The organism is Paenibacillus canaveralius (assembly GCF_047238265.1).
Lineage (GTDB): Bacteria > Bacillota > Bacilli > Paenibacillales > NBRC-103111 > Paenibacillus_F.
In genome coordinates this window covers 3,849,458-3,869,963 of sequence record NZ_JBDFMM010000001.1, presented here as the reverse complement: position 1 = coordinate 3,869,963, position 20,506 = coordinate 3,849,458, and the positions used below count along the sequence as shown (strand labels likewise).

At 55.0% G+C, this 20,506-nt stretch carries 21 protein-coding genes; 14 read left to right on the top strand and 7 right to left on the bottom strand.

Features of this window, described 5'->3' with window-relative positions:
• Nucleotides 1-157: 157 nt before the first annotated feature.
• On the top strand, nt 158-625 hold the full coding sequence (locus ABC395_RS17435; protein ID WP_413005019.1) for a CcdC family protein: 468 nt from the start codon (nt 158-160) through the stop codon (nt 623-625).
• Nucleotides 626-656: 31 nt separating this feature from the next.
• Here the strand turns inward: ABC395_RS17435 and ABC395_RS17430 are convergent, their stop codons facing one another.
• Nucleotides 657-830: an aspartyl-phosphate phosphatase Spo0E family protein gene (locus ABC395_RS17430; RefSeq protein ID WP_413005018.1), complete on the bottom strand. Its 174-nt coding sequence runs from the start codon at nt 828-830 to the stop codon at nt 657-659.
• 73 nt (nt 831-903) lie between these two features.
• Between ABC395_RS17430 and ABC395_RS17425 the strand changes: the two genes are divergently transcribed.
• Nucleotides 904-1,869 (top strand): alpha/beta hydrolase, encoded by a 966-nt coding sequence (locus tag ABC395_RS17425; RefSeq protein ID WP_413005016.1) that lies wholly within the window; start codon nt 904-906, stop codon nt 1,867-1,869.
• 155 nt (nt 1,870-2,024) lie between these two features.
• A complete protein-coding gene (locus ABC395_RS17420) occupies nt 2,025-2,336 on the top strand; it encodes a DUF1292 domain-containing protein (RefSeq protein ID WP_413005014.1) in 312 nt (103 codons plus the stop codon).
• Between the two features lie 102 nt (nt 2,337-2,438).
• On the opposite strand, the gene ABC395_RS17415 is transcribed toward ABC395_RS17420, so the two are convergent.
• Both ABC395_RS17415 and ABC395_RS17410 read right to left on the bottom strand, forming a co-directional pair.
• Nucleotides 2,439-2,858 (bottom strand): DUF1885 family protein, encoded by a 420-nt coding sequence (locus tag ABC395_RS17415; protein WP_413005012.1) that lies wholly within the window; start codon nt 2,856-2,858, stop codon nt 2,439-2,441.
• 83 nt (nt 2,859-2,941) lie between these two features.
• Nucleotides 2,942-4,411: an aminotransferase class I/II-fold pyridoxal phosphate-dependent enzyme gene (locus tag ABC395_RS17410; protein ID WP_413005010.1), complete on the bottom strand. Its 1,470-nt coding sequence runs from the start codon at nt 4,409-4,411 to the stop codon at nt 2,942-2,944.
• A 182-nt stretch (nt 4,412-4,593) separates the two neighbouring features.
• Here ABC395_RS17410 and ABC395_RS17405 point away from each other — a divergent pair, with 182 nt between their 5' ends.
• Both ABC395_RS17405 and ABC395_RS17400 read left to right on the top strand, forming a co-directional pair.
• Nucleotides 4,594-5,949, top strand: a complete 1,356-nt coding sequence (locus tag ABC395_RS17405) for an MFS transporter (protein ID WP_413005008.1) — start codon at nt 4,594-4,596, stop codon at nt 5,947-5,949.
• Nucleotides 5,950-6,297: 348 nt separating this feature from the next.
• Complete coding sequence (locus tag ABC395_RS17400) at nt 6,298-7,350, top strand: right-handed parallel beta-helix repeat-containing protein (protein ID WP_413005007.1); 1,053 nt, start codon at nt 6,298-6,300, stop codon at nt 7,348-7,350.
• 100 nt (nt 7,351-7,450) lie between these two features.
• Here the strand turns inward: ABC395_RS17400 and ABC395_RS17395 are convergent, their stop codons facing one another.
• Together ABC395_RS17395 and ABC395_RS17390 are read right to left on the bottom strand one after the other, a co-directional pair.
• The gene (locus ABC395_RS17395; protein ID WP_413005005.1) at nt 7,451-8,176 is read right to left on the bottom strand and encodes a hypothetical protein; all 726 of its coding nucleotides are present in this window, start codon (nt 8,174-8,176) and stop codon (nt 7,451-7,453) included.
• Between the two features lie 152 nt (nt 8,177-8,328).
• Nucleotides 8,329-8,979, bottom strand: coding sequence for a YktB family protein (locus ABC395_RS17390; protein WP_413005003.1), 651 nt, complete (start codon nt 8,977-8,979; stop codon nt 8,329-8,331).
• 156 nt (nt 8,980-9,135) lie between these two features.
• On the opposite strand from ABC395_RS17390, the gene ABC395_RS17385 reads away from it, so the two are divergent.
• Complete coding sequence (locus ABC395_RS17385) at nt 9,136-9,975, top strand: stalk domain-containing protein (RefSeq protein WP_413005001.1); 840 nt, start codon at nt 9,136-9,138, stop codon at nt 9,973-9,975.
• Nucleotides 9,976-10,006: 31 nt separating this feature from the next.
• Here the strand turns inward: ABC395_RS17385 and ABC395_RS17380 are convergent, their stop codons facing one another.
• Both ABC395_RS17380 and ABC395_RS17375 read right to left on the bottom strand, forming a co-directional pair.
• Nucleotides 10,007-10,666 (bottom strand): response regulator transcription factor, encoded by a 660-nt coding sequence (locus ABC395_RS17380; RefSeq protein ID WP_413006763.1) that lies wholly within the window; start codon nt 10,664-10,666, stop codon nt 10,007-10,009.
• 19 nt (nt 10,667-10,685) lie between these two features.
• The gene (locus ABC395_RS17375) at nt 10,686-11,936 is read right to left on the bottom strand and encodes a sensor histidine kinase (RefSeq protein ID WP_413004999.1); all 1,251 of its coding nucleotides are present in this window, start codon (nt 11,934-11,936) and stop codon (nt 10,686-10,688) included.
• Nucleotides 11,937-12,033: 97 nt separating this feature from the next.
• Here ABC395_RS17375 and ABC395_RS17370 point away from each other — a divergent pair, with 97 nt between their 5' ends.
• From ABC395_RS17370 to ABC395_RS17335, 8 genes are all read left to right on the top strand, one after another.
• Complete coding sequence (locus ABC395_RS17370) at nt 12,034-12,969, top strand: ABC transporter ATP-binding protein (protein WP_413004997.1); 936 nt, start codon at nt 12,034-12,036, stop codon at nt 12,967-12,969.
• Between the two features lie 12 nt (nt 12,970-12,981).
• Entirely contained in the window at nt 12,982-14,160 is a 1,179-nt protein-coding gene (locus ABC395_RS17365) for an ABC transporter permease (RefSeq protein WP_413004995.1), read from the top strand.
• A complete protein-coding gene (locus ABC395_RS17360; RefSeq protein WP_413004993.1) occupies nt 14,153-15,307 on the top strand; it encodes an ABC transporter permease in 1,155 nt (384 codons plus the stop codon). The genes ABC395_RS17365 and ABC395_RS17360 overlap by 8 nt, the downstream gene beginning before the upstream one ends.
• Before the next feature lie 237 nt (nt 15,308-15,544).
• A complete protein-coding gene (locus ABC395_RS17355) occupies nt 15,545-16,141 on the top strand; it encodes a hypothetical protein (RefSeq protein WP_413004991.1) in 597 nt (198 codons plus the stop codon).
• 194 nt (nt 16,142-16,335) lie between these two features.
• Nucleotides 16,336-17,835: a serine/threonine protein kinase gene (locus tag ABC395_RS17350; RefSeq protein WP_413004990.1), complete on the top strand. Its 1,500-nt coding sequence runs from the start codon at nt 16,336-16,338 to the stop codon at nt 17,833-17,835.
• Nucleotides 17,816-18,937, top strand: a complete 1,122-nt coding sequence (locus ABC395_RS17345) for an SAF domain-containing protein (protein WP_413004988.1) — start codon at nt 17,816-17,818, stop codon at nt 18,935-18,937. Before ABC395_RS17350 ends, ABC395_RS17345 begins: the two co-directional genes overlap by 20 nt.
• 31 nt (nt 18,938-18,968) lie before the next feature.
• On the top strand, nt 18,969-19,676 hold the full coding sequence (locus ABC395_RS17340) for a hypothetical protein (protein WP_413004986.1): 708 nt from the start codon (nt 18,969-18,971) through the stop codon (nt 19,674-19,676).
• Nucleotides 19,673-20,506 carry a CpaE/TadZ family protein gene (locus ABC395_RS17335; RefSeq protein WP_413004984.1) on the top strand — a complete coding sequence of 278 codons (834 nt, stop codon included), beginning with the start codon at nt 19,673-19,675 and terminating at the stop codon, nt 20,504-20,506. Before ABC395_RS17340 ends, ABC395_RS17335 begins: the two co-directional genes overlap by 4 nt.

The window sequence follows — 20,506 nt, the reverse complement described above, 5'->3', positions numbered from 1 at the left end:
CTAGCACGGAAAAAGTTGGATTTCAACCGCTTTCATCTGCGGAATCCATGAGAGTTTGGAGTAAAACGGCTTCTTCCCAAAGCGAAGGAGTGGTATAATAAAGGATGAAAGAAAGCAGTTATGTGACGGAAGGAAGGGGAAGGAGTTGGCTTTCTCAGTGGGTTCGAATTTACAAGCGATTTCCCTGTTCGGAACGCTCGGCATGGCGCTTCTCGTAATCGCCATCCGGATGAAAGCTTCCAAACGGCCGGTAAACGCGATGAAAATATTAATGCCGCCCATCGGCATGAGCACGGGATTTCTTATGTTTGTCGCTCCGTTTACGCGGATACCGGTCTCTTGGGGGTTAATCGCTTTCGCGGTGGGAGCGGTTGTGTTCGCTCTTCCGTTAATCCGGACATCCGGATTTTCCAAGCAGGGCGATCATGTGTATCTTCATCGTTCCAAAGCGTTTTTGATCATCTTGATCGTCCTGCTCGCCATCCGTTTATTTCTGCATTCGTACGTGGAGGAATACATAACGGTGTACCAGACGGCCTCCGTATTCTTTATTCTCGCGTTCGGAATGCTGCTTCCTTGGCGGGTGGCCATGTACGTGCAGTACCGCAAACTGATGAACAGCTGAGTCGGCGAGCCGCTTCACGGCCTGAATAAGGTTAGGAGGCGGCCCGTTTTTTCATTCGTTCCACGATGAGGCCGTCGAGCTGCTGGCTGACTTCAACGACACGCGGATGATTTAATTCGTATTTGTATTGCGCGGCCATATAAGTCAGGACGCTTTTGAGGTATTCGATTTCCAGGTCAAGTGATCGGTTCATGGACATGAGCATGGGATCTCCTCCTGCATGATCGGATTTTTGTATAGCCGGACAACAGCGGCTGCAAACTAGATAGGTACGGAGAGTGAACGTATTGATATGGATCGTATGGGGCGTCCTTTTGCTCCTTTTAGCCGGGTTACTTGCTTCGGTCGGCATTGCCGCTTATGTAGGCTGGCAGCTGACTCATCCGAAAAGACAGCCTGTCGACGACTCGCCGCGGAATTACGGGCTTGTTTTCGAAGAGGTGGAGATAGGGAGCCGGACGGGCGGCATTCTGCTCAGCGGCTGGCATCTTCCTCCTCCGGATAAGGCGGTCAGGAAGAACCCGATGACTGTCGTTATGTCTCACGGATACGCCGGAAACCGGCTCGAACGCGGCCTTCCGGCACTCGCGTTAGCACGGGATCTCGTTACGGCGGGCTTTCGCGTGGTCATGTTCGACTTCCGTAATTCCGGGAACTCCCAGGGAAGGATGACCTCCGTGGGCTATTATGAAAAGCACGATCTGCTGGGCGTCATCGACTGGGTAACGGAGACGTACTCCGGTGAAGCCATAGGCCTTATCGGGTTTTCGATGGGAGCGACGACTTCTCTTTTGGCGGCTGCCGAACATGAGAAGGTTGCCGCGGTAGTGGCGGACAGTCCGTTTCATCATCTCAAAAAATATTTGAAAACCAATTTGCCGGTATGGTCGGGATTGCCGAACATTCCGTTTACTCCGCTTATCCTGCTGCTATTTCCGCCTCTGCTCAAAATCGATCCCGAGGGAGTCGATGCGGTCAAAGCGGTTGAAGCGATCTACCCGAGGCCCGTTCTCTTTATACACAGCAGCGACGACCGGGCTATCCCTCAAGCTTCTTCCGAAGAGATGTGGAGATGCCATCCCGACGCGTTCGATTTCTGGCGGACGGCAGATGCGCCTCACGTGGGCTCTTACCATTTAGAATCGGCAGAATATGCCCGGCGTGTTATAGCTTTTCTTGAGAAAACGGTTTCCGAAGAGTCGGCATATTCTTTTGAACCGATTTTATCCTGTAATTCCCATTAACCTCAATTGATTCCTTTTGAATCGGTCTGCCGATATTTTTGCAAAGCTTGGATTTATAAGGAAAAATCGGCTGAATACGGGCGTTTGACCTGCTCCGGTTTCCGTGATACGATACCATCGAAAGATGCAAATTTAAAACGAAACGAGGTTCTACAATGAGCGATCACAAACACGATCAGGATTGCGGCTGCGGACACGATCACGACCATGAGCATGAAGAAAGCGTGTTTATTGTAACGGACGAAGAAGGCAAAGAGCATGAAATGGTCATGGTGTACACGTTTGACTCTCAGGATCAGCTGTACGCGGTACTGCTGGACAGAAACGATCCCGAAGCAGACGGTGTTATCTTCCGTATAGAAGAAGAAAACGATGATGCCTACCTGGTGAACATCGAAGATGAAGCTGAATGGGAGCGCGTCGTAGCGGTCTACAATCAGATTATCGAGGAAGAAAACCGCGAATAGGTTCGTATTGAGCTTACATACGTACGGCATGCGTGCGAACGATAAAAAATCCCTTTTCCTGTATAAGGAGAAGGGATTTCTGCATTTCTTTTTTAAGTTTCATTATTTGCGGGGATTAAAGTACATGGTGCGGCCGTTGAACAGGTCCAATTGGGCTTTCCACTGGCGGGCCAAATATTTCCCGAGTTCGTTGGCTTTGGATTTGTCCCCGTGGGTAGCGGTATCCGGAAGAACGATCTGGACGTAATGCTGAAGAGTGTCTTCCCGCGTTTCGCTTCCGACACCGAGAACAATGCTGCGGTAACGAGGTGTGGTTCCTTTCAGGTAGAACCACCTGCCCTCCCCTTCGGGTTTCGTTTCCACCGTGTAGGGGAAGCCCGCCGAATCGTATTCCCAGCTCAACTGGCTGCCGGTTCTGGAAAGCTGCTCGCGGTAATGTTCGAGCTGGCCTTTCAGTTCGTCCAGGGTGGGGGAAGTCATTGTGGAGCCTGTGACAAAACGGATAAATGCGCTTTGACTCATTGCTTGGCACCTCCAAAACTGCAATCCCCCACATCATAGCATCCGTGGACAATTTTGACAATCTTGCGTTGTTTGGAGCAAAATTAGAAAATCGGCTGCGTTTCCACGATGACTTTGACGAATTGGCAGCTGCGGTCTTCGGGTCCTTTTACCGGAAGCCCGACTTCCACGTGCTCCACGATATAATCGATGTTTTCCTGCGAGATGACTTCACCCGGCAGCAAAATCGGAATACCCGGCGGGTACACGTAAATGAACTCGGCAATGATTCTTCCCGCCGACTCCTTGAACGGAACGACTTCCGTGTCGCCGTAGAAGGCGTCGCGGGGGATCAGGGAGAGCTGGGGGATTTCCGGGATGATCACGATCAAATCGTCCTCGGCATTGCCGGTGTAGTGCTCGGCGGACAATTCGCGCAGCGCCTGGAGAAGCATGTCGATGTTATCGGCGGTGTCGCCCGGCGTGACCAGACACAGAATATTGTACATGTCGCTCATCTCGACCTCGATATTATAGCGGTCTCTGAGCCAGTTCTCGACGTCGTAGCCCGTCAGTCCGAGATGACGGATATGGATCGTCACCTTGGTCGCATCGTAAGCGTACGTGGCTTCCGTGCCGAGAATCTCTTCCCCGAATGAATAAAGGCCGGGGATCTTGTTGATCTCGCCCCGCGCATATTCCGCGAGCCCGATTGTCCGCTCGGCCAGTTCATGGCCGTTCAGAGCGAGATGACGGCGGGCGGTATCCAGAGAAGCGAGCAGAATATAAGACGTCGAAGTGGTCGTCATCATACTCATGATCGTTTGAATGCGTTTCGGGTTGGCGCGGCTTCCCTGCACATTGAGCACGGAGCTTTGGGTCAGGGAGCCGCCGAGCTTATGTACGCTCGTAGCCGCCATGTCCGCACCGGCTTCCATTGCGGACATGGGAAGTTTATCATGGAAGTGGATAAGCACTCCATGCGCCTCGTCGACCAGAACGGGGATGTCATAGCTGTGAACGAGGTCGACGATCTCCTTCAAGTGCGTGCATACGCCGTAGTAGGTCGGGTTGATCACGAGAACCCCTTTGGCGTCCGGGTGCTTCTCCAGCGCACGGCGTACGGACTTGGTCGTAATTCCGTGGTCGATCCCGAGGTTCGCGTCACGGGCGGGCGAGATGAAGACCGGTTTGATTCCGGCGAAAATGATAGCGGCCATTACGGATTTATGCACATTCCGCGGTACGATGATTTTATCTCCCTGACCGGCTACCGACATGATCATGGTCATGATGGCGCCGCTCGTGCCCTGGACGGAGAAGAAGGTGTGCTCCGCGCCGAAAGCCTGCGCAGCGAGTTTCTGGGCTTCTTCGATAACGCCTGTGGGCTGGTGAAGGTCATCCAGCGGTGCGATATTGATCAAATCGATGGACAGTGCGTTTTCGCCGAGAAATTCCCGGTACTCAGGGTCCATCCCGACTCCTTTTTTGTGGCCTGGAATATGGAACTGGATCGGATTTTTCTCCGCATGCTTGCGCAAGGCCGAGAATAGGGGTGTGCGATGTTGATCCATCCGGCAACCCTTCCCTTCTGCGTGGAATTTCTGCGAATCGCTGATACGAATCACGAGATTGAACAAACAAAGTAGAGTATAACAAAAACGGACGGGCATGCAAGTATATTTTTTGAAAATAGTTTGTCCATCCCGGGGAAAACCTAACAAAAGAACGCTGCAAGAGAGGGGCGAGAGATAGCATGATGAATCTGGCCGGTTGGAAAAACAAGATGGGGGCGGCCGCGCCCTTTGTCGTACAGCTGCTGGTGATTATGTTTGTGGTGGAATTCGTAAAAGGGGCGCTTCTTCTGACGATTCTGCCCGTTTACATGAAAACGGTCCTGGGTGCCACGGCGTTCGTCGTAGGCTGGTCCCTGGCCGCCCAATATATCGGAGATAACGTGTTCCGCACGCCGGTCGGATGGCTGATCGACAAAGCCGGCTACCGGCTGTCCATGCTGATCGGCATTCTGCTCTCGGGGAGCTCCGTACTGATCATGGCGACTTTCACGCACCATGCCTGGATGGTGGCGGCATGCGCCATGCTGGGCGTCGGTACCGCTCCGCTGTGGCCGGCCGTTATAGCGGGAACGACCGAGGTCGCGGGAGACAAGGCGAAAGGAACGATCATGAGCGTGGTCTACATGGCCTGGCTCAGCGGTACGGGCCTCGGGCCTGTTGTGATCAATTTCTTTATTCACGGGTCGAATTACGGACCGGCGTACAGGCTGCTGCTCATTTCCATGAGCGTTGTGCTGCTGATCGCCCTGTTTCTGCCGCGCAAACCGCCGCTTCACACAGACGGGGAAGAGAGCCGGCACACTCCGGCTACGGCGGTATTCCCCACGGGAGCGGCGATGGAAGCGGGCGCCGATCCCCTCGGGGAGGCCGTCAAGGCCGGTGGAAGCGCGTCTGCCGCGGCTGCCATGCGGGCCGCCGATAAGAAGCCGCTGGGAGTGCGCATGCGTCTTTACATGATGGAAGTCCGCGCATCGCTAAAGGAGATGAACGTCAGCCGGCTGCTGTTTCCGGCCATGTTCATCCAGACGTTTGCGCTCGGAGTGCTGACTCCCATCCTCACGCTCTATGCCCGTGAAGTTCTGCATCTTTCGCCGGGACAATACAGCATGCTGCTCATTCTCGGAGGAGGCGCGGCGGTGGCCCTGCTCGTGCCGGTCGGAAAGCTCGTGGACCGCAAGGGCATCAAGGGACTGCTGACCGCCGGGCTTATTTGCAGCTCGGTCGCTCTGCTGGCGCTCGGGTTTATCAGGCAGCTCGCGGCCGTTTACGCCGTCGTCGGGCTGCTGGGAATCGGCTACGCGCTTATTATCCCGTCCTGGAACGCGCTTATCGCGTCCTGTGTGCCCAAGGAGAAGAGAGGCGCCGTCTGGGGCTTTTTTCTGACCATCGAGGGGCTCGGCATGATCGTGGGCCCCATCGTTTCGGGCAAGCTGTGGGATGCGTTCGGTCCGTCCGTGCCCTTCACGGTAAGCGGCTCGGTGCTGCTTCTCCTGCTTGTGCTCCAGTGGAGAATATTGGCGAAGAGCCGCGGATGAGCGGGCGGTAAAAAGCTGCTGCACTCCCGTGCGTTTGCCTGCCTGAATCCATAGGCGTTTGCATACGGCCGGCAAAGAGCCGTTCCCTAAAGGTCCCGCGTAAGCCGCGGGGCTTTTTTAATAAACGCAAAGCTCGCTGCCCATCTTCCATTCATGCTCCGCCATACTCCGTCTTGCAGGGGAGCAACTAAATTTGAATATCGTAAGAAAACCCATCCGGTGCTCCCGAAGCGGTGTGCTATACTGAAAGCAGCCGGAAGATAAAGGAGGTGAATAAAAGAAATTATTCGAATTATAAATGAAAGCGCTTAAACTTTCGATGTATTTATTTTAAAGGAGGCTGTTGTAATGAAAATTTTGTTCGCCCGGCAAAAAAAGCTGCGTAAAAGCCTGCTGTCCGCCATCCTGCTCGGCTCCGTGTTCGCACCCGCCTTGTATGCCGCCGTACCGCTTGAAACCGGGTTATCCGCGGACCGAGCAGCCGCAGGCATAGAAGAGCAGGCCGCAGCCGCGCTCCGTACCGTTTCGTGCTCGACCGTCTCGTGTCTTCAGAGTGCCTTGAAAAACGCCCTGCCGGGGGACCGCATCGTGCTTGCGCCGGGTACGTACAAGGGGACATTTTCCTCGGCCGTCAACGGCACGAAAGCGAACCCGATTACGATTGAAAGCCGGGACCCGGCCAATCAGGCGGTGGTATCGGGCACTTCGGCGGGAGGCGGTTACTGCCTGAAAATTACGGGCGACAACTGGGTGATCCGCAATCTCAAGTTTACGAACGCACAGAAAGGCATCATACTGGACAATTCGAACGATACGCTGATTTCGGGCGTCGAGGTGTACGGGATCGGTTACGAAGGCGTGCATTTCCGCGACGGAAGCTCGCGGGGGATTCTCGAAAATTCGTATATTCACGACACAGGTACCGTAAACAAAGGATTCGGGGAAGGCGTCTACGTGGGTTCCGCCGAAGGAGCCAGCTACAATCAGACCGTTAACGATACGATTATCCGGGGTGTACGAATCGGTCCCAATGTCACCGCCGAGCATATCGACATTAAAGAAAGAACGAGCGGAACGCTGGTCGAGAACTGTGTGTTCGACGGTACGGGCATCAGCGGCGAGAACTATGCGGACAGCTTCATCGACGTGAAAGGCAACAATGCCGTAATCCGCAACAATACGGGATCGAGGAACGGGAACAGTATAATCGTCGACGCTTTTCAGCTTCACCAGATTGTGGCGGGCTGGGGCGTGAACAATGATTTCTCGGGCAATACGGTCAACCTGGATCAGTCTTCCGCCTATGTGATTAACGCTTCTCAAGGGACGCAGGCCAAGGCTCACGGCAATGTGAGGAATCCGGCCGGGAACATGTACAAGGGCAATGTGACGACCTATTAAGAAATGTGAAACCGCAAAAAGGAGTGCCCCCTGGGGGCACTCCTTTTTTATCGTAAGGATTGAAGCGGTCGGACAGTCCGCGTACGCGGCGGGCAGAAGGTCACGAGTCCCGCGCCGGAACGCGCTGCTCGACATATTGTTCCAGATCGGGAGCGAGCAGGGCCTGGATGCGGCTGATGAGCTGGCTTTTCGTAATGCCCCTGCTTTCGGCAATCTGTTGAAGCGATTTGCCCTGCCGGAGCTCGCGGTGGAGCTCATCTTTGCTGAGCCCGATGGCCTGGGCGAGCTTTTCCTGATCGGGCTTGAGGCCGTGACGCATTTTTCCGTGGAGATGACGGTTATGATGTTCAAGCAGCGCCTTATCCTGCATCATCCGTTTAAGATGCTCGGCCATTCTCTCTTTCAAGGCCGCCGCGCGCCCGGCATCGAGCCGTCCTTCTTTTACGGCCTGATCGAGCTTCGAATCGCGGATCGCAAGCAGCTTCGCCGTCAGCTCCTTCTCGCCGATTCCTTTTTCTTTGGCCACGTCGGAGAGGCTCTTGCCTTTCTCCAGCGATTCTTTCAAAGAAGTGACGGTGGTGCCGAGAATAGAAGCGGCTTCCTCAAGAATCGGAAGACCGGGGACGCTGCTGTCTTTCGCGTTATGTGAGTCCTGGCGTCCGGGCACGCCCGCGGATGGAGTCGGCTGCCCGAGAACGGCTTCGTCGGGCAGTTCCTCCGGAGAGCCGAAGGCGGCGGCCTGTCTGGCGCCGAGGGATACCGAACCGAGCAGAAAAGCGAGTGCCAGCGTACCGGCCCATTTTTTCTTGGATGCTTGTAAAAACATAGGAAGAACCTCCTTTAGATCGGATGTCCTTCCTAGTATTTCCCAAACGGGAGCGGATTATTTGCGTGCCGCGGTTCTTTTTGAAATGACCGGCGGGTTCACACTTCGTGCGGAATTGCCGATATAGGGGATAGGACCGTCCAGCCGGCGGCTTATCCCCGGGCCGTCCGGTAGAAAGGCATCAGGGATTCGAATGTTTCCTTCGCCATTTGGATGAATGCGTCGCCCTTTTGCAAAATCGGGTCCTGCTGGTCAAAATGCCGTCCGACGAGAAACTCGGCTTTTTTCACATCCCGGAAACGGACAAGAGCATCGCCGAACGTTTCGGCCGTCAGGTCGCCTGCGGGCACGCTCCGTTTTTGCATATGATCGAACGATAATACATAATGCTCCGGGATGCTCCGGTACAGCTCGTCCCGGCTCGCGAGAAGCCGTCCGGCGATCGCCTTCTTGTCGGGCACCTCGTAGATCAGGGCGAACCAGAGGAAAACATGATCGTCGAACAATCCGATCTGGAAGTGAGGGTGCTGCTTGTATCCGCGTTTATTGGCGGCGATAGCCAGCCAGGTGTCTTTGGGCGGGTTAACGGTGCGCCGGGCGTGCTTCGCGATATGCAGGTGCATTTCGGTTCCGGCATGCAGGGCGATATCTTCGCACAGGGTTTCGCCGAGAATTTTGAATTTCGGCTGAATTCGTTCCTGGATCGCTTTCATTCGCTCGTCCAGACCGTCAATCGCAAACGTTTCGAAATCGGATGAATCAAACCCCTTGAAGTCGGGGCGGATGGTTGTGGAGTTGGACATGGGACCTCCCTGGCATGAATGCTCGTTAAAATTTAAGTAAGGCAGATGAAGCGTGCTTACGTAGTTTACTATACCATAAACGCTAGACGAGGCCATAACGGGGAAGACGCGGCCCGGCAGCAGCCGCCGTATTCAATCGAAAAGGAGACAGAACACATGCACATGTCGAGCAAAAAAATGATAGCCGCGGCAGCCGGAGTGCTGATGAGCGTTTCGTTCGCGGCCGGCGTTTACGCCGATGACTGGATTCAGAAGGTGACGGCTTATGTCCGCAGCGATTTTAAGGTAGTCGTCAACGGGACGCCGGCCAATTTAAGCAGCCCGGTTCTTATTTACGACAACAACAGCTATCTGCCGCTCAAGGAGATCGCTTCCCGCCTTAACGCGAACGTAAACTGGCAGGATTCCAATCAGACGATTTACGTGAACACCCGGCTGTATCCGCAGCAGCCCGAAACGGGCGACGTCACATACGACGAGATCGTGCTGGAAAATCCGACCGCGTACATCATGAAATATTTAGGCGGAGATTACCCGGTGCTCGTGACGCTCAGCAAAGGAATGTACTACCGGCAGAGCGACGTGCAGAAGATGGGCATGGATACGAAGGGCCTCCGGAAAGCCAAAGAAAAGTATACGGGAGAAGTCTACATCAATGAGACGGAGCTCCGGAAAATTTGGAAGGAAAATCCGATCCTCACGTACGGGGAGGAGATGCCTCCGATTATCGCGGGGGAGAAGGACGATTTCAAAATCCGCGCGCTGCGGGGATATGTCAAAGACATGTCGAATTACAAAATCGGCGATACGTACTTTTTCCACAATCCGATTTTTATCGAGAAGCTTGAAGAGGCCAACACGTACCGGTATCTGCTTACAGAAAACGGCCAGTATTATCAGGTTATCCTGAAACTGACCGAAATGCAGAAAGATCTTTATATTGTAGGCAGCTCTTCCAAGCAGCTGCTGGGCAAAACCGCCGTCGATCCGTATTGACCGGAGCGGGACCGTCCGGCGGAGCCCAAGTTTACGAGCGTGCCTGCTTCCAGTAAAAGATGGCGATTTGCGTCCGGTCTCGAAGCGCAAGTTTTCCTAAAATATCGGAAATATAGTTTTTGACCGTCCCTTCGCTCAGGAATAATTCCTGGGCGATTTCTTTGTTTGAGAGCCCGTCCGCGATTTTGGTCACGATCGTCTGCTCGGTCTGGGTCAGACCGTGAGCCGACAGCGCCGGACCGGGGGAGGCGGAAGCCGGTGCAACGGGCGCGGCGTGAATAAACCCCGTCAGCTTGCGGGCGATATCCGGATGGATCAGCATGTTGCCGTCTTTAACGGTTTTGATGCCCTGGACGATCCGGTCCGGTGGAATGTTTTTGAGCAGGTAGCCGCTTGCGCCGTTTTTAAGCGCTTCGATGATGAAGTCGTCGTCGTCAAATGTCGTGAGCACCAGAATTTGAACGGACGGGGCAAGCCGCTTCAGGCTCTTGGTGGCCTCGACGCCCCCGCAGCCCGGCATCCGGATATCCATGAGCATCACATCGGGCAGGCTGCCTTCCCGGACCGCTTCCAGCGCTTCCTCCCCGCTTCCGCTAGTGCCCGCCACTTCAATATCGGGGTCCATGGCCATCAGCAGTTTCAGACTTTCCCGGATAAAGGGATCGTCATCGGTAATCCATAATTTGATCATCATGCATTCTCCTGATTCTTCAGATGATTTGTTCCTTCCGGTAAGCGGGCAGCAGGGTGGTTACGGTAAAAGGAGCTTCCCCGCGGACGGAGAGCGTACCGCCTACGAGCCGGGTTCTCTCCCGCATCCCGCTTAATCCGAGCCCCGAAACGGGCGTGGCAAGGCTTCCGGCAGGGAGAGCGGCGCCGTTGTTGCTCACCGTCATGCGGACCTGCTCGCTTGCGTACTCCAGCTTAATCGCGACTTCCGTCGCATTTCCGTGCCGGACGGCGTTGGTCACCGCTTCACGGGCGTTTTTGTACAAAATGATCTCCAGGCTCGGATACAGGGGGTACGGAAGTCCCTCAATATCCAGCGTAATTCCGATGCCCGTTTCACGACCGATTTCATGGATCAGCCGGTCCAGGCTGTATGAACGCTCACCCGTACCGGGCTTCATTCTTTTGACCGTAGCGCGCATTTGTTCCATGCTCTCGGCCAGCTGATCCCGGACGGCCGTCAGCAGCTTCATTCCCTGCTCGGAGTTGACGGGGAGCGTCTGAATAGCCGCTTCCATCATCATTTTGCTGCGGATCAGGCGGTGGCCCAGATCGTCGTGCAGCTCGTGCGAGATACGGCTGCGTTCCTCGGCCTGTGCGGCGTTCTCCACCTTGCGGGCGTAATCGAGCAGCTGGTTTTTGGCTTCGTCGAGTTCGAAATGTTTCTTCCGCAGCTCGTCGTACAAATGAACGGCGGTCTGCCGATCGGTTGCGGCCGCGTTTAATCTGTCCAGCAGTACTGCCGTAAGAAGAAGAGTGCCGTTCGCGGCGATCAGCAGCCTCGGGTCCAGCCCGTACAGAGCCGTGTTCAAGGCAAGCAGATGAACACCTAGAAAAATGACGCGCATTCTCGGCACAGAAAAGGAAGCGTACGAAAACACGGCCGAGAGCGCGCTGAAATACAAAATGCCTCCATAATGACCGCAGAGCCAGGCTCCGTACCCGATTTCGGCGAGCAGAAGAAGCCCCTGCAAAGGCTGCGGTCCGGCGAACGGTCTCAGCACGACGAGCAGGAACAGCACAAGCACCAGCAGGGTGTAAATTCCGTAAGCGGTAAAACTTTCGAGATACATGGAAGCGACTGCCGGAACGAAAATAAGCATGTACCGGACTTTATTGAGCGACAGATGCAGCACGGTAACCGTCCTTTTCCGGATAGGATTTTTCCCACAGTATAGCACAGAGGTGCGGAGGCCGGATTCCCCCTTCATCGAGAAAATGACTTTCGTCACCCCGGATTGGTGACTCCGTATACCTTTCGGCCGGCCGTCCTTCCTCTACAATAGGAGTATCGAAACCAAAACTGGAACAGAAACGGGGGAGAAGACGATGAGTCTCATTGAAATTAAGGATGTCGTCAAAAGATACGGGGCGAACTTGTCGGTCGATCATTTAAACTTGTCTGTCCGCGAAGGCGAAATCTTCGGCCTTCTCGGTCCGAACGGAGCCGGGAAGAGCACGACGATCAAGATGATCAGCGGCCTGCTGAAGATGGACCAGGGGGAAATTACCGTCGACGGGATTTCCGTCGCCTCCAGACCGCTTGAGGTTAAAAAGCGGATCGGGCTTGTGCCGCAGGACCTTGCCCTGTATGAAACGTTGTCGGCCGCGGACAATGTCACGTTTTTCGCCCGGCTGTACGGGTTAAGGGGCAAGCTCCTGAAGGAGCGGGTACAGGAGGCGCTGGAGTTCGTCGGCCTGCAGGACCGCGCGAAGGAAGAACCCCGTACGTTCTCCGGAGGAATGAAACGGAGGCTGAACATCGCCTGCGCCATCATGCATCGACCGAAAGTGATTATTCTGGACGAACCTACGGTCGGGATCGATCCGCAGTCGCGCAACCATATTCTCGAATCCGTGCGCACGCTGAACAAAATGGGCTCCACGATCATCTATACGAGCCATTATATGGAAGAGGTGGCGGCCATCAGCGACCGCGTCGCCATCGTGGACAAAGGCCATGTGATCGTTTGCGGAACCCAGGAGGAGCTGCGCGAGAAAGTGGCCCAGGAGGAAGTGATCCGCATCCGGGTGCACGCAGTCGTGGACAGCGCGGTCGAAGAGCTGAAGCGGCATCCCCGGATCGGCCGGCTGACCGTGGAAGGGACGCAGCTTGATCTTCATGTGCCCTCTTCCCAGACCGATTTGCAGGATATTTTATTCGTCTGCGCCAAGCACAATATGGGCATTCATTCGCTAACGATCGAAGAGCCTGATCTGGAGACGCTTTTCCTGAATCTGACCGGCCGTACGCTGAGAGACTAGGGGGAAGATGCCATGAACAGCTTGGTCATTGCCGTATACGAAGTCCGGAGACTGATCCGGAGCCGGGGCGTGCTGGTGAACTTGTTTCTGCTGCCTCTGGTGCTTATTTTTTTGCTGGGCTCGGCTTTATCGGGGATTTTTAATGCGACGGAGCTGCCTGGCGGGACCGTCAAAGTTGCCGTCGTCGGCGAACGCACCGAACCTGCTCTTAAGATGTTTGAGACTTACGTCTCCGAACCTGAAGTCGCCAAGCGGATCCGCACGGAAAAAGCCGCTTCCCGGCAGGAAGCGGAGGAAATGCTCCGCAGCGGATCGGCGGATTATGCGCTCCTCTTTCCGGACGGCTTCGGTTCCGCCGTGCAGCGCGGAGAGGGCGCAGGCGTGACGCTGCTGCCCGGCAAAGACCGGTCGCGGAACTTGACCGCCGGACTTGTGCTTGGCTCCTTCGTCGAAGAGATCAATTACCGGCAGGCGGCGGCAATAGTAGGGGGCCCGGAAGCGGCTGTTTCGGCTGCCGCTCCGGCGGGGACAGCCGCTGCTGCGGCGCCGCGTTCCTATGTACAGCCCGGCCAGCTGGGCGAGGGGATAGAAACTTACTCCGCGTCCCAGTACTATGCGGCGGCGATGCTGATCATGTTTCTGTTTTATTCGGGGATGGCCGTCAACACCAGTCTCAACCTGGAAAAAAGCGGACACACTCTCCAGAGGCTTCATTCGCTGCCCGTCGCCTACTCGTCTGTTTTTGCCGGTAAATTGCTGGGAAACGGATTCGTAGCGGTTATACAGGCGCTCGTTATTATCGGGTTCTCCCGCTTTGCGTACGGGGTGGATTGGGGAAATCGTCTGCCGCTCGTTCTGCTCATTGCCGGCCTGGTGATTCTGGTCTCGATGTCGCTGTCCGTCATGCTGTCCCTTCTTTTCCCTAACGGTGCCACGGCGAAAGCCCTGCTTCAGGTGCTCATCATCGCGATGACGTTTTTGAGCGGCGGGTTCTCGCCCATGCCCGGAGAGGTTATGCGCCAGTTGAGTCTGTTTACCGTTAATCACTGGGCTTTCCAGGGACTTTTGCGGATTATGCTGGCCGGGGAACTGAACGGGATTATGTCCAGTATAGTGCCTTTGTTATGGATTACGGCGGCGTGCATGCTGCTGATGGTGGTCGTTTATCGGAAGGTGGGGTACCGTGAATAGCTTTTATATCGCCTGGAATATGGTGAAGCGGACGCTCGGGAGCAAAAAAGGGTTTATGGCGTTCCTGCTCATTCCTTCTCTGGTCGTATCCGCTGCGATCGGTTTTATCGGGAGAGAGGAAGGGCGCGTGAACATCCTGGTCGTCAATGAAGATCAGGGAAGTTTCGGCGGACATGTGTTGAGAGAAATGGCGGCCAGACCGGAGTATACGATCGAGGTGCTGGACAATGCCGGAGAGCTTAAGGAAGCGATTATCGAAAAACGGGGGCAGGCCGGATTTGTTCTCCCCGCCGGCTTCAGCCGGGAACTGCTTGAAGGAGGCAGCCCCGTCATTCAAACGTACGAACTGAATGTGAACGAAGCGACGGCCGTCATGAACGTTCGTCTCAACGAAATTACGGGAAGGATGGTGTCCGCGGCGGCAGCGGCGAAAGCTTCTACAGGCAGTGCGGAGGACCGCGACACAGCGCTCGCAAACATCCTTGCCGAGGCCGGCAAGCATACGGTAAGCGCGGAGACCGGCGATCTGAAACTGGCCCCGAAGCCGGGTCTTAACAATATCACCGGCTTTACGCTGATGTTTCTGATGAGTCTCGTGCTCAGCACGGTGTCTCTGGTTATAGAGGACCGTGCGAAAATGACGATGGCCCGCATGTATACGGCTCCGGTCAAGGCTGCCGAAATCGCGGCGGGGAATTTTTTGGGCAGCTTTGTTGTGGGAAGCCTTCAAATCCTGTTTGTGCTCGTGATGACCCGGCTGGTAATCGGCTACGACTACGGCGTGCCTTTTCTTTCCCAGTTCGTGGTGCTTGCCGCATTTATGCTCGTCAGCCTCGGACTGGCAAGCACGGTAGCCGGCATTATCAAAAACCCGGGCAACGCGAGCATGATCAATTCGATGGTCGTGACGCCGACCTCCATGCTGGGCGGGTGCTTCTGGCCGATATCCATTATGCCGGATTACCTTCAGAAGCTGTCCAACTTCATGCCGCAGACGTGGACCATTCAAGCCATCGAGAAAATGGCGGCCGGAGCCTCCCTGACCGATGTTCGCCTGCCCCTCGCGATTTTGGCCCTTATGGCGGTTGTGCTGCTCGCCGTCGGTTCGGCCATCTTACGGCCGAGTGAAAACAAGGTGAGAATGTAGGCCGCGGCAGGACCCGATCCGGCTTAAACAGGCTGCGCGGCATGCCCGAAAAAGGCGCTCTTTTCCCGGCGATAAAATTCGTTGGGGAGAGAGCGTTATTTTTATTCGGAATTCGGGTAAAAAATTGTCAATATCCAAGTTGCGAAAACATATGAATCATAATAAGATAAAGTAAACTTGAAGTTGTCTGAAATTTCTGTCAAAGCAGCCAATCGAAGCCTTCGGGAGGGGATTGCCGTGAGCAAAAATCACGAAGTCGAATACTGCAATCTGGAACTGAGATTCGACCGCCGGCTCATCCGGCAGTTTATTAAAGCGTTGATTCAAGAGGGATATTCCCTTTACTGGAATGAAAATGACCACCAGTTTGTCATTTCGATCCGCTCCGGAAGAAAATTAGTCAAGCTGAAATTCGAACGCATAGGCGAACGGTATAAAATTGTCGGCAACTATTCTTTTAAAGATGAGAAGCTTGCCGAAATGATGGAAAAACTGATCGGAGACACGCGGGGGCATGCAGTCGTCAAGCGTTTTAAAGACCGTCAGATCCTGATCGAAAATATCATGTTCGGTGAAATCATCCGCATGGTCGAGATTTCGGGGATCGAACATAAGGTGCTGTTTCAGAAAGAGCCTCTCGTCACATTCGAGGAAATTCTCCAGGCTTTCCGGTCCAGACGGACCGAGGAGCGGATTCCCGTTCTGCGGCTTGAGCTTGATTATGAGCTGGCCGTGCTGAACGAAGCGATTCGGAAGGGCGATGTCCAGGCTGTAGTTGATTCTAAAGAGAAGCTGACGGAACTGCGCCAGGAGATGCTCCTGCTTGAAATGTAGCTTTCCGGAAAGCCCCTTTAGCCGAAATGTAGACTTTATGGAAAATATTGTTGTCAAGCTGTGCCGGGTGTGCTATCTTAAAAAAGAACTGAATGAACCGGTGCGGAAGAACCGCCCATGAGTATGCTTATCTGCATACCGTGGGCGGTTTTTTGTGCTGCCGCCGGGAAACAGCAAAAGGGGAGAAGCCAGCGGTGAAAACCGATCCATGCCGGCTGTATGCGGGAGATATTCTCGGCAGCCGCTACAGAATCGTTTCAGTCGCCGGAAGAGGCGGGATGGGAACCGTGTACCTGGCCGAGGATCTGAAACTGAAAGGAAAGCGGTGGGCGGTCAAGGAGACTCTTCGGCATGCGCGGGATTATCAGCGGTTCATAGACGAAGCGGAAATGCTGATCCGCCTTCAGCACGTTCATCTGCCGGGCATTGTGGATTACTTTCCTCCGGACGATGAGGGCTTCAGCTATCTGGTGATGGATTATATCGAAGGGGAGACGCTGGTCGAACGATTCGACCGCACGGGAGGCCAAGTGGGGGCTGCGGCTGCGGTGAATTACGCGCTGCAGCTTTGCGATCTGTTCCACTACCTCCATGACGAGCTGCCGGTACCGATGATTTATCGGGATCTGAAGCCTTCCAACATAATGATCGATGGACAGGAGCAAGTCAGACTGATCGATTTCGGCATTGCCCGGCACTTCAAAAACGGCAGCCCCGCCGATACGGTCCGGGTGGGTACGGTCGGATTTGCCGCTCCGGAGCAGTTTCAGCAGCTTCAAACCGACCGCAGGACCGATCTGTATTCATTGGGTGCAGTCCTGTATTACCTTCTTAGCGGAGGCAAATATCCGTATTCCTCCACGGTTTCGCTGGCGCGCTTGAATAAAGAAGTGCCGGAAAGCTTGTCCGCCGTCGTGGGGAAGCTGCTGGAGCCAGAACCGGACAACCGCTATCCGAACGCGGGAAAACTGCGGGCGGATTTGGCCGAAGTTTACGCGGAATTATGCGGCGACGAGGGGCAGCCTGCCCGTTCGGGCGGGTTTCTCGGCCCGGTTGTAATCGCGGTCTGCGGGACTGGACGCGGCGTAGGCTGCACGCATACGGCCGTTCTGCTGGCCCATTTCCTTGCGCGTAAACGGCGGAGCGTCGTATTGGCAGAGGCGAACGCGTCGGGCCATTTCGGCCGCATCGAGGCCGTGTACGAAGGTTCGGACGAGCCCCTCCCGGGAAGCGCCGCATTTGATTTGCGGGGAGTGCGGTACGCCAAGGCGGGCGACGGGCTGGACATGATCGGGACATTGTCCGGATCGTACGAATTCGTCGTGCTGGACCTCGGAAGCTACGACGAAACGGAGTGGTTCGGGGAATTTATGCGCGCCGCCGTCCAGGTCGTCGTAGGTACGGGATGCGAATGGAAGCGCCGGGACATCGCGAAGTTTTTCCGCAGCCATTTCGTACCGGATCCCGCCAAGTGCAGCTTGTTCGTGCCGCTGGCGACCCCGCAGATGGCGAGGGATATCCGCCGCATGCTGCCGGACGTGCGGCTTGTCGCCCTTCCGGCGCATACGGACCCGTTCTGCCATCAGCAGGAAACGTCCGAACTGCTCGACGGCTGGCTGGGATTCTCCGAACCGCTTAAGCGGGGGGCGGGCTCGTTCATGCGGAGATGGTTCCGTGCGCAAGCATCAAAATAACGAAAGGAGAGAGAATGTGTCCATTATCCGCCAGCGAACGAAACATCTGATCTACTCGGGGTTGATAGGAGCTTTGACGGCTGGCCTGCTTGCTTCGGGAGGATTTGTGTATACGGCTTTTCAGCACCGGAATAAGCTCACTGAGCTTGAGTATCGTTATCAGGCCGATCTGTCGGAAGCTAAATCTGCGGACGCTAAGACTGAAAGGAGGAAAGTAGTCGTTTTGACCCGGGATATCAAAGCGGGAACAAGACTGGGAGACGAAGACATTAAGTATCTGGAAATGAATGCGGCGGATGCCCCCGAAGGAGCGGACCTTGATCTGCGGCAGGTGGCCGGCAAAACCTTCAAGCTGGCCGGTGTCAAAAACACGCCCGTACTTTCTTCCATGCTGTATGAGGAAGGCGTGCTGTCCAAGGATGTCCGTCAGGAGGAATTCAACGTAATCGGACTTCCGAGTCTGCTGAAGAAGGACGATTTCGTCGATGTGCGCATCAGCTTTCCGACCGGCCAGGATTATATCGTGCTGGCCAAAAAAAGAGTGGACAACGTCTCGGAAGGCACGGTGTGGCTTAAGCTCGGCGAGAGGGAAATTCTCGATATGTCGAGCGCTGTCGTGGATGCTTACTTGCACGGAGCGAAGCTCTATTCGCTTCCTTACGTGGACCCCCAGATGCAGGACAAAGCCGAGCCTACCTACCCGGTCAACGCCAAGGTGCTTGAGCTGATCCGAACGGACCCGAATGTGCTGGAGACGGCCAAGCTTGAACTGATGAGAAATATGAGGCAGCTGCTGGATAAGGATCTGCAAAATATGGACGAGACTTCGAAGCAGAAAATAACGGCCGCCGCAGGCTCGGGACGAACAGACGGTAACCGTACCGGAATTGGCGTCGCTCAGCGGGAGGAGCCCCCTTCGGTCACCGGGCCTTCTACCCGGCCGCAGGCCAAACCTGAGGCGGGCGCAGAACCCGGCGGATTCTCGACCGGGTTAACCGGATCGTCCGGGAACAATCCGGCGGTTAACGCCGGGCCCGAAACGCCTCCTTCCGAAATCAGGGAGAGGCAGGAAGATATTTTCCGGGAAGCGGTGCAGCCATGACCCGATCGGCTCATAGAGGAGGGATTCGCACATGAAACTGCTTTGTGTTGGAGCGAAGGAACACAGCGACCTGCTTCTCGGCATCTGCCGGGTGGCGTCGGTTGCGGGAAGACGCGTGCTGCTTATAGACGGGACGGCATCCCGCAGGCTGAGCTGCCTCGTCGCCCACGGCCCGGAACCCGAACTGGTTCAGTATGACGAAGTTGATGTGGCCTGTCATTTCAGCCGCATGTATGAAGCTTTGGAACACGCATCCGCAAGCGGAGCGGTTTTGCAGGATTACGATCTCGTGATGGTCGACACGGACAGGGCCGAATTTCTGGGAAAGGAATGCGTGTATCCGTTCGAAGGTTTCTTTCTGACAACGGCTTATGACAAGTATACGATGCGAAGAACGGAGGAACTGATTCGTTCACTGAATGAGGTCTGCCAGATAAACACCCTTACAAGCACGGTCGTCATACGGGATGCGGTAGAATGCGGCATTGATGAAGAATATGTGGATAAGGTGCTGACTCCTCTGCCGCTCCTAACGCCTGACGACTATTACAAACTGCCTGTTGACGAAGTGGATCTTGCTGTGCGCATCGAAAATGAGTATCAGGGAAAAATCGGAATCCGGCGCATGTCCAGAACGTACAGAAATGTGCTTCTGGCGGTTACGAACGAAATAACGGGAGAGGACAAAGCTGTTCTCAAACGGACGATCAAACAAGCCATTAGGAGGAAAACGGGATGAGTCAGGTAGCGTTTTGGGCCCCGGTCAGGGGACACGGAGCCGCAACATCGAATGTGCTCGCCGTCTCTACGATGCTTGCGCTCGATTATTACGCACGGATTATGGTTACGCATACGAAAAGAACAAAAACGGCGCTGGAAAACGCTTTTGGGAGGCCCTCTTCACCGGGCGACAACCTGCTGTCGTTTAGCGAGTACGGGCTGGATGCTCTGGAAAGGCTGCTGCAAAGTAACAAGCTGACGCCCGAGTCAATCCAGGACTACACCAAACCGATCGTAAAGGACCGGCTGGACCTGCTTCCCGGATCGAGGAAGCCGCTTGCGGATCCGGATTGTTTCCGGGAAGAGACTCTGCCGTATATCGTAAACAGTGCCAGCCGTTACTATGATCTTACCTTTGTTGACGTCGGGGACGGATATAAGGAGGGCAGCTCCGAAGCCATTCTTCGCAACTCGGATCTGATTGTCGTCAATCTCAGTCAAAATCTCGAGCTGCTGGAGCGTTATTTTAACAAGGAGCTATGGACGGAATCTCTGCAAAATAAACCGCTTCTGCTCGTTCTGGGCGATTATGACAAAAACTCCCGCTTTAGTGCGGTTAACCTGGCCCGGAAATTTAAATGGAAGCAGACGCTCTATACCATTCCGCACTGCACCGGTTATTTGGATGCCTGCAGCGATAAAAATCTGCTTGAGTTTTTTCTCAGGAGCCGAAATGCGGGCCCGGATCATTCTTCCTACGCATTCATTACGGAGGTCAGGAAGCTGATCAAAGCTCTTCTCAACCGGCTGGGCCTCGATTCGAAGCTGATGCAGGAAAGGGGAGCCTAG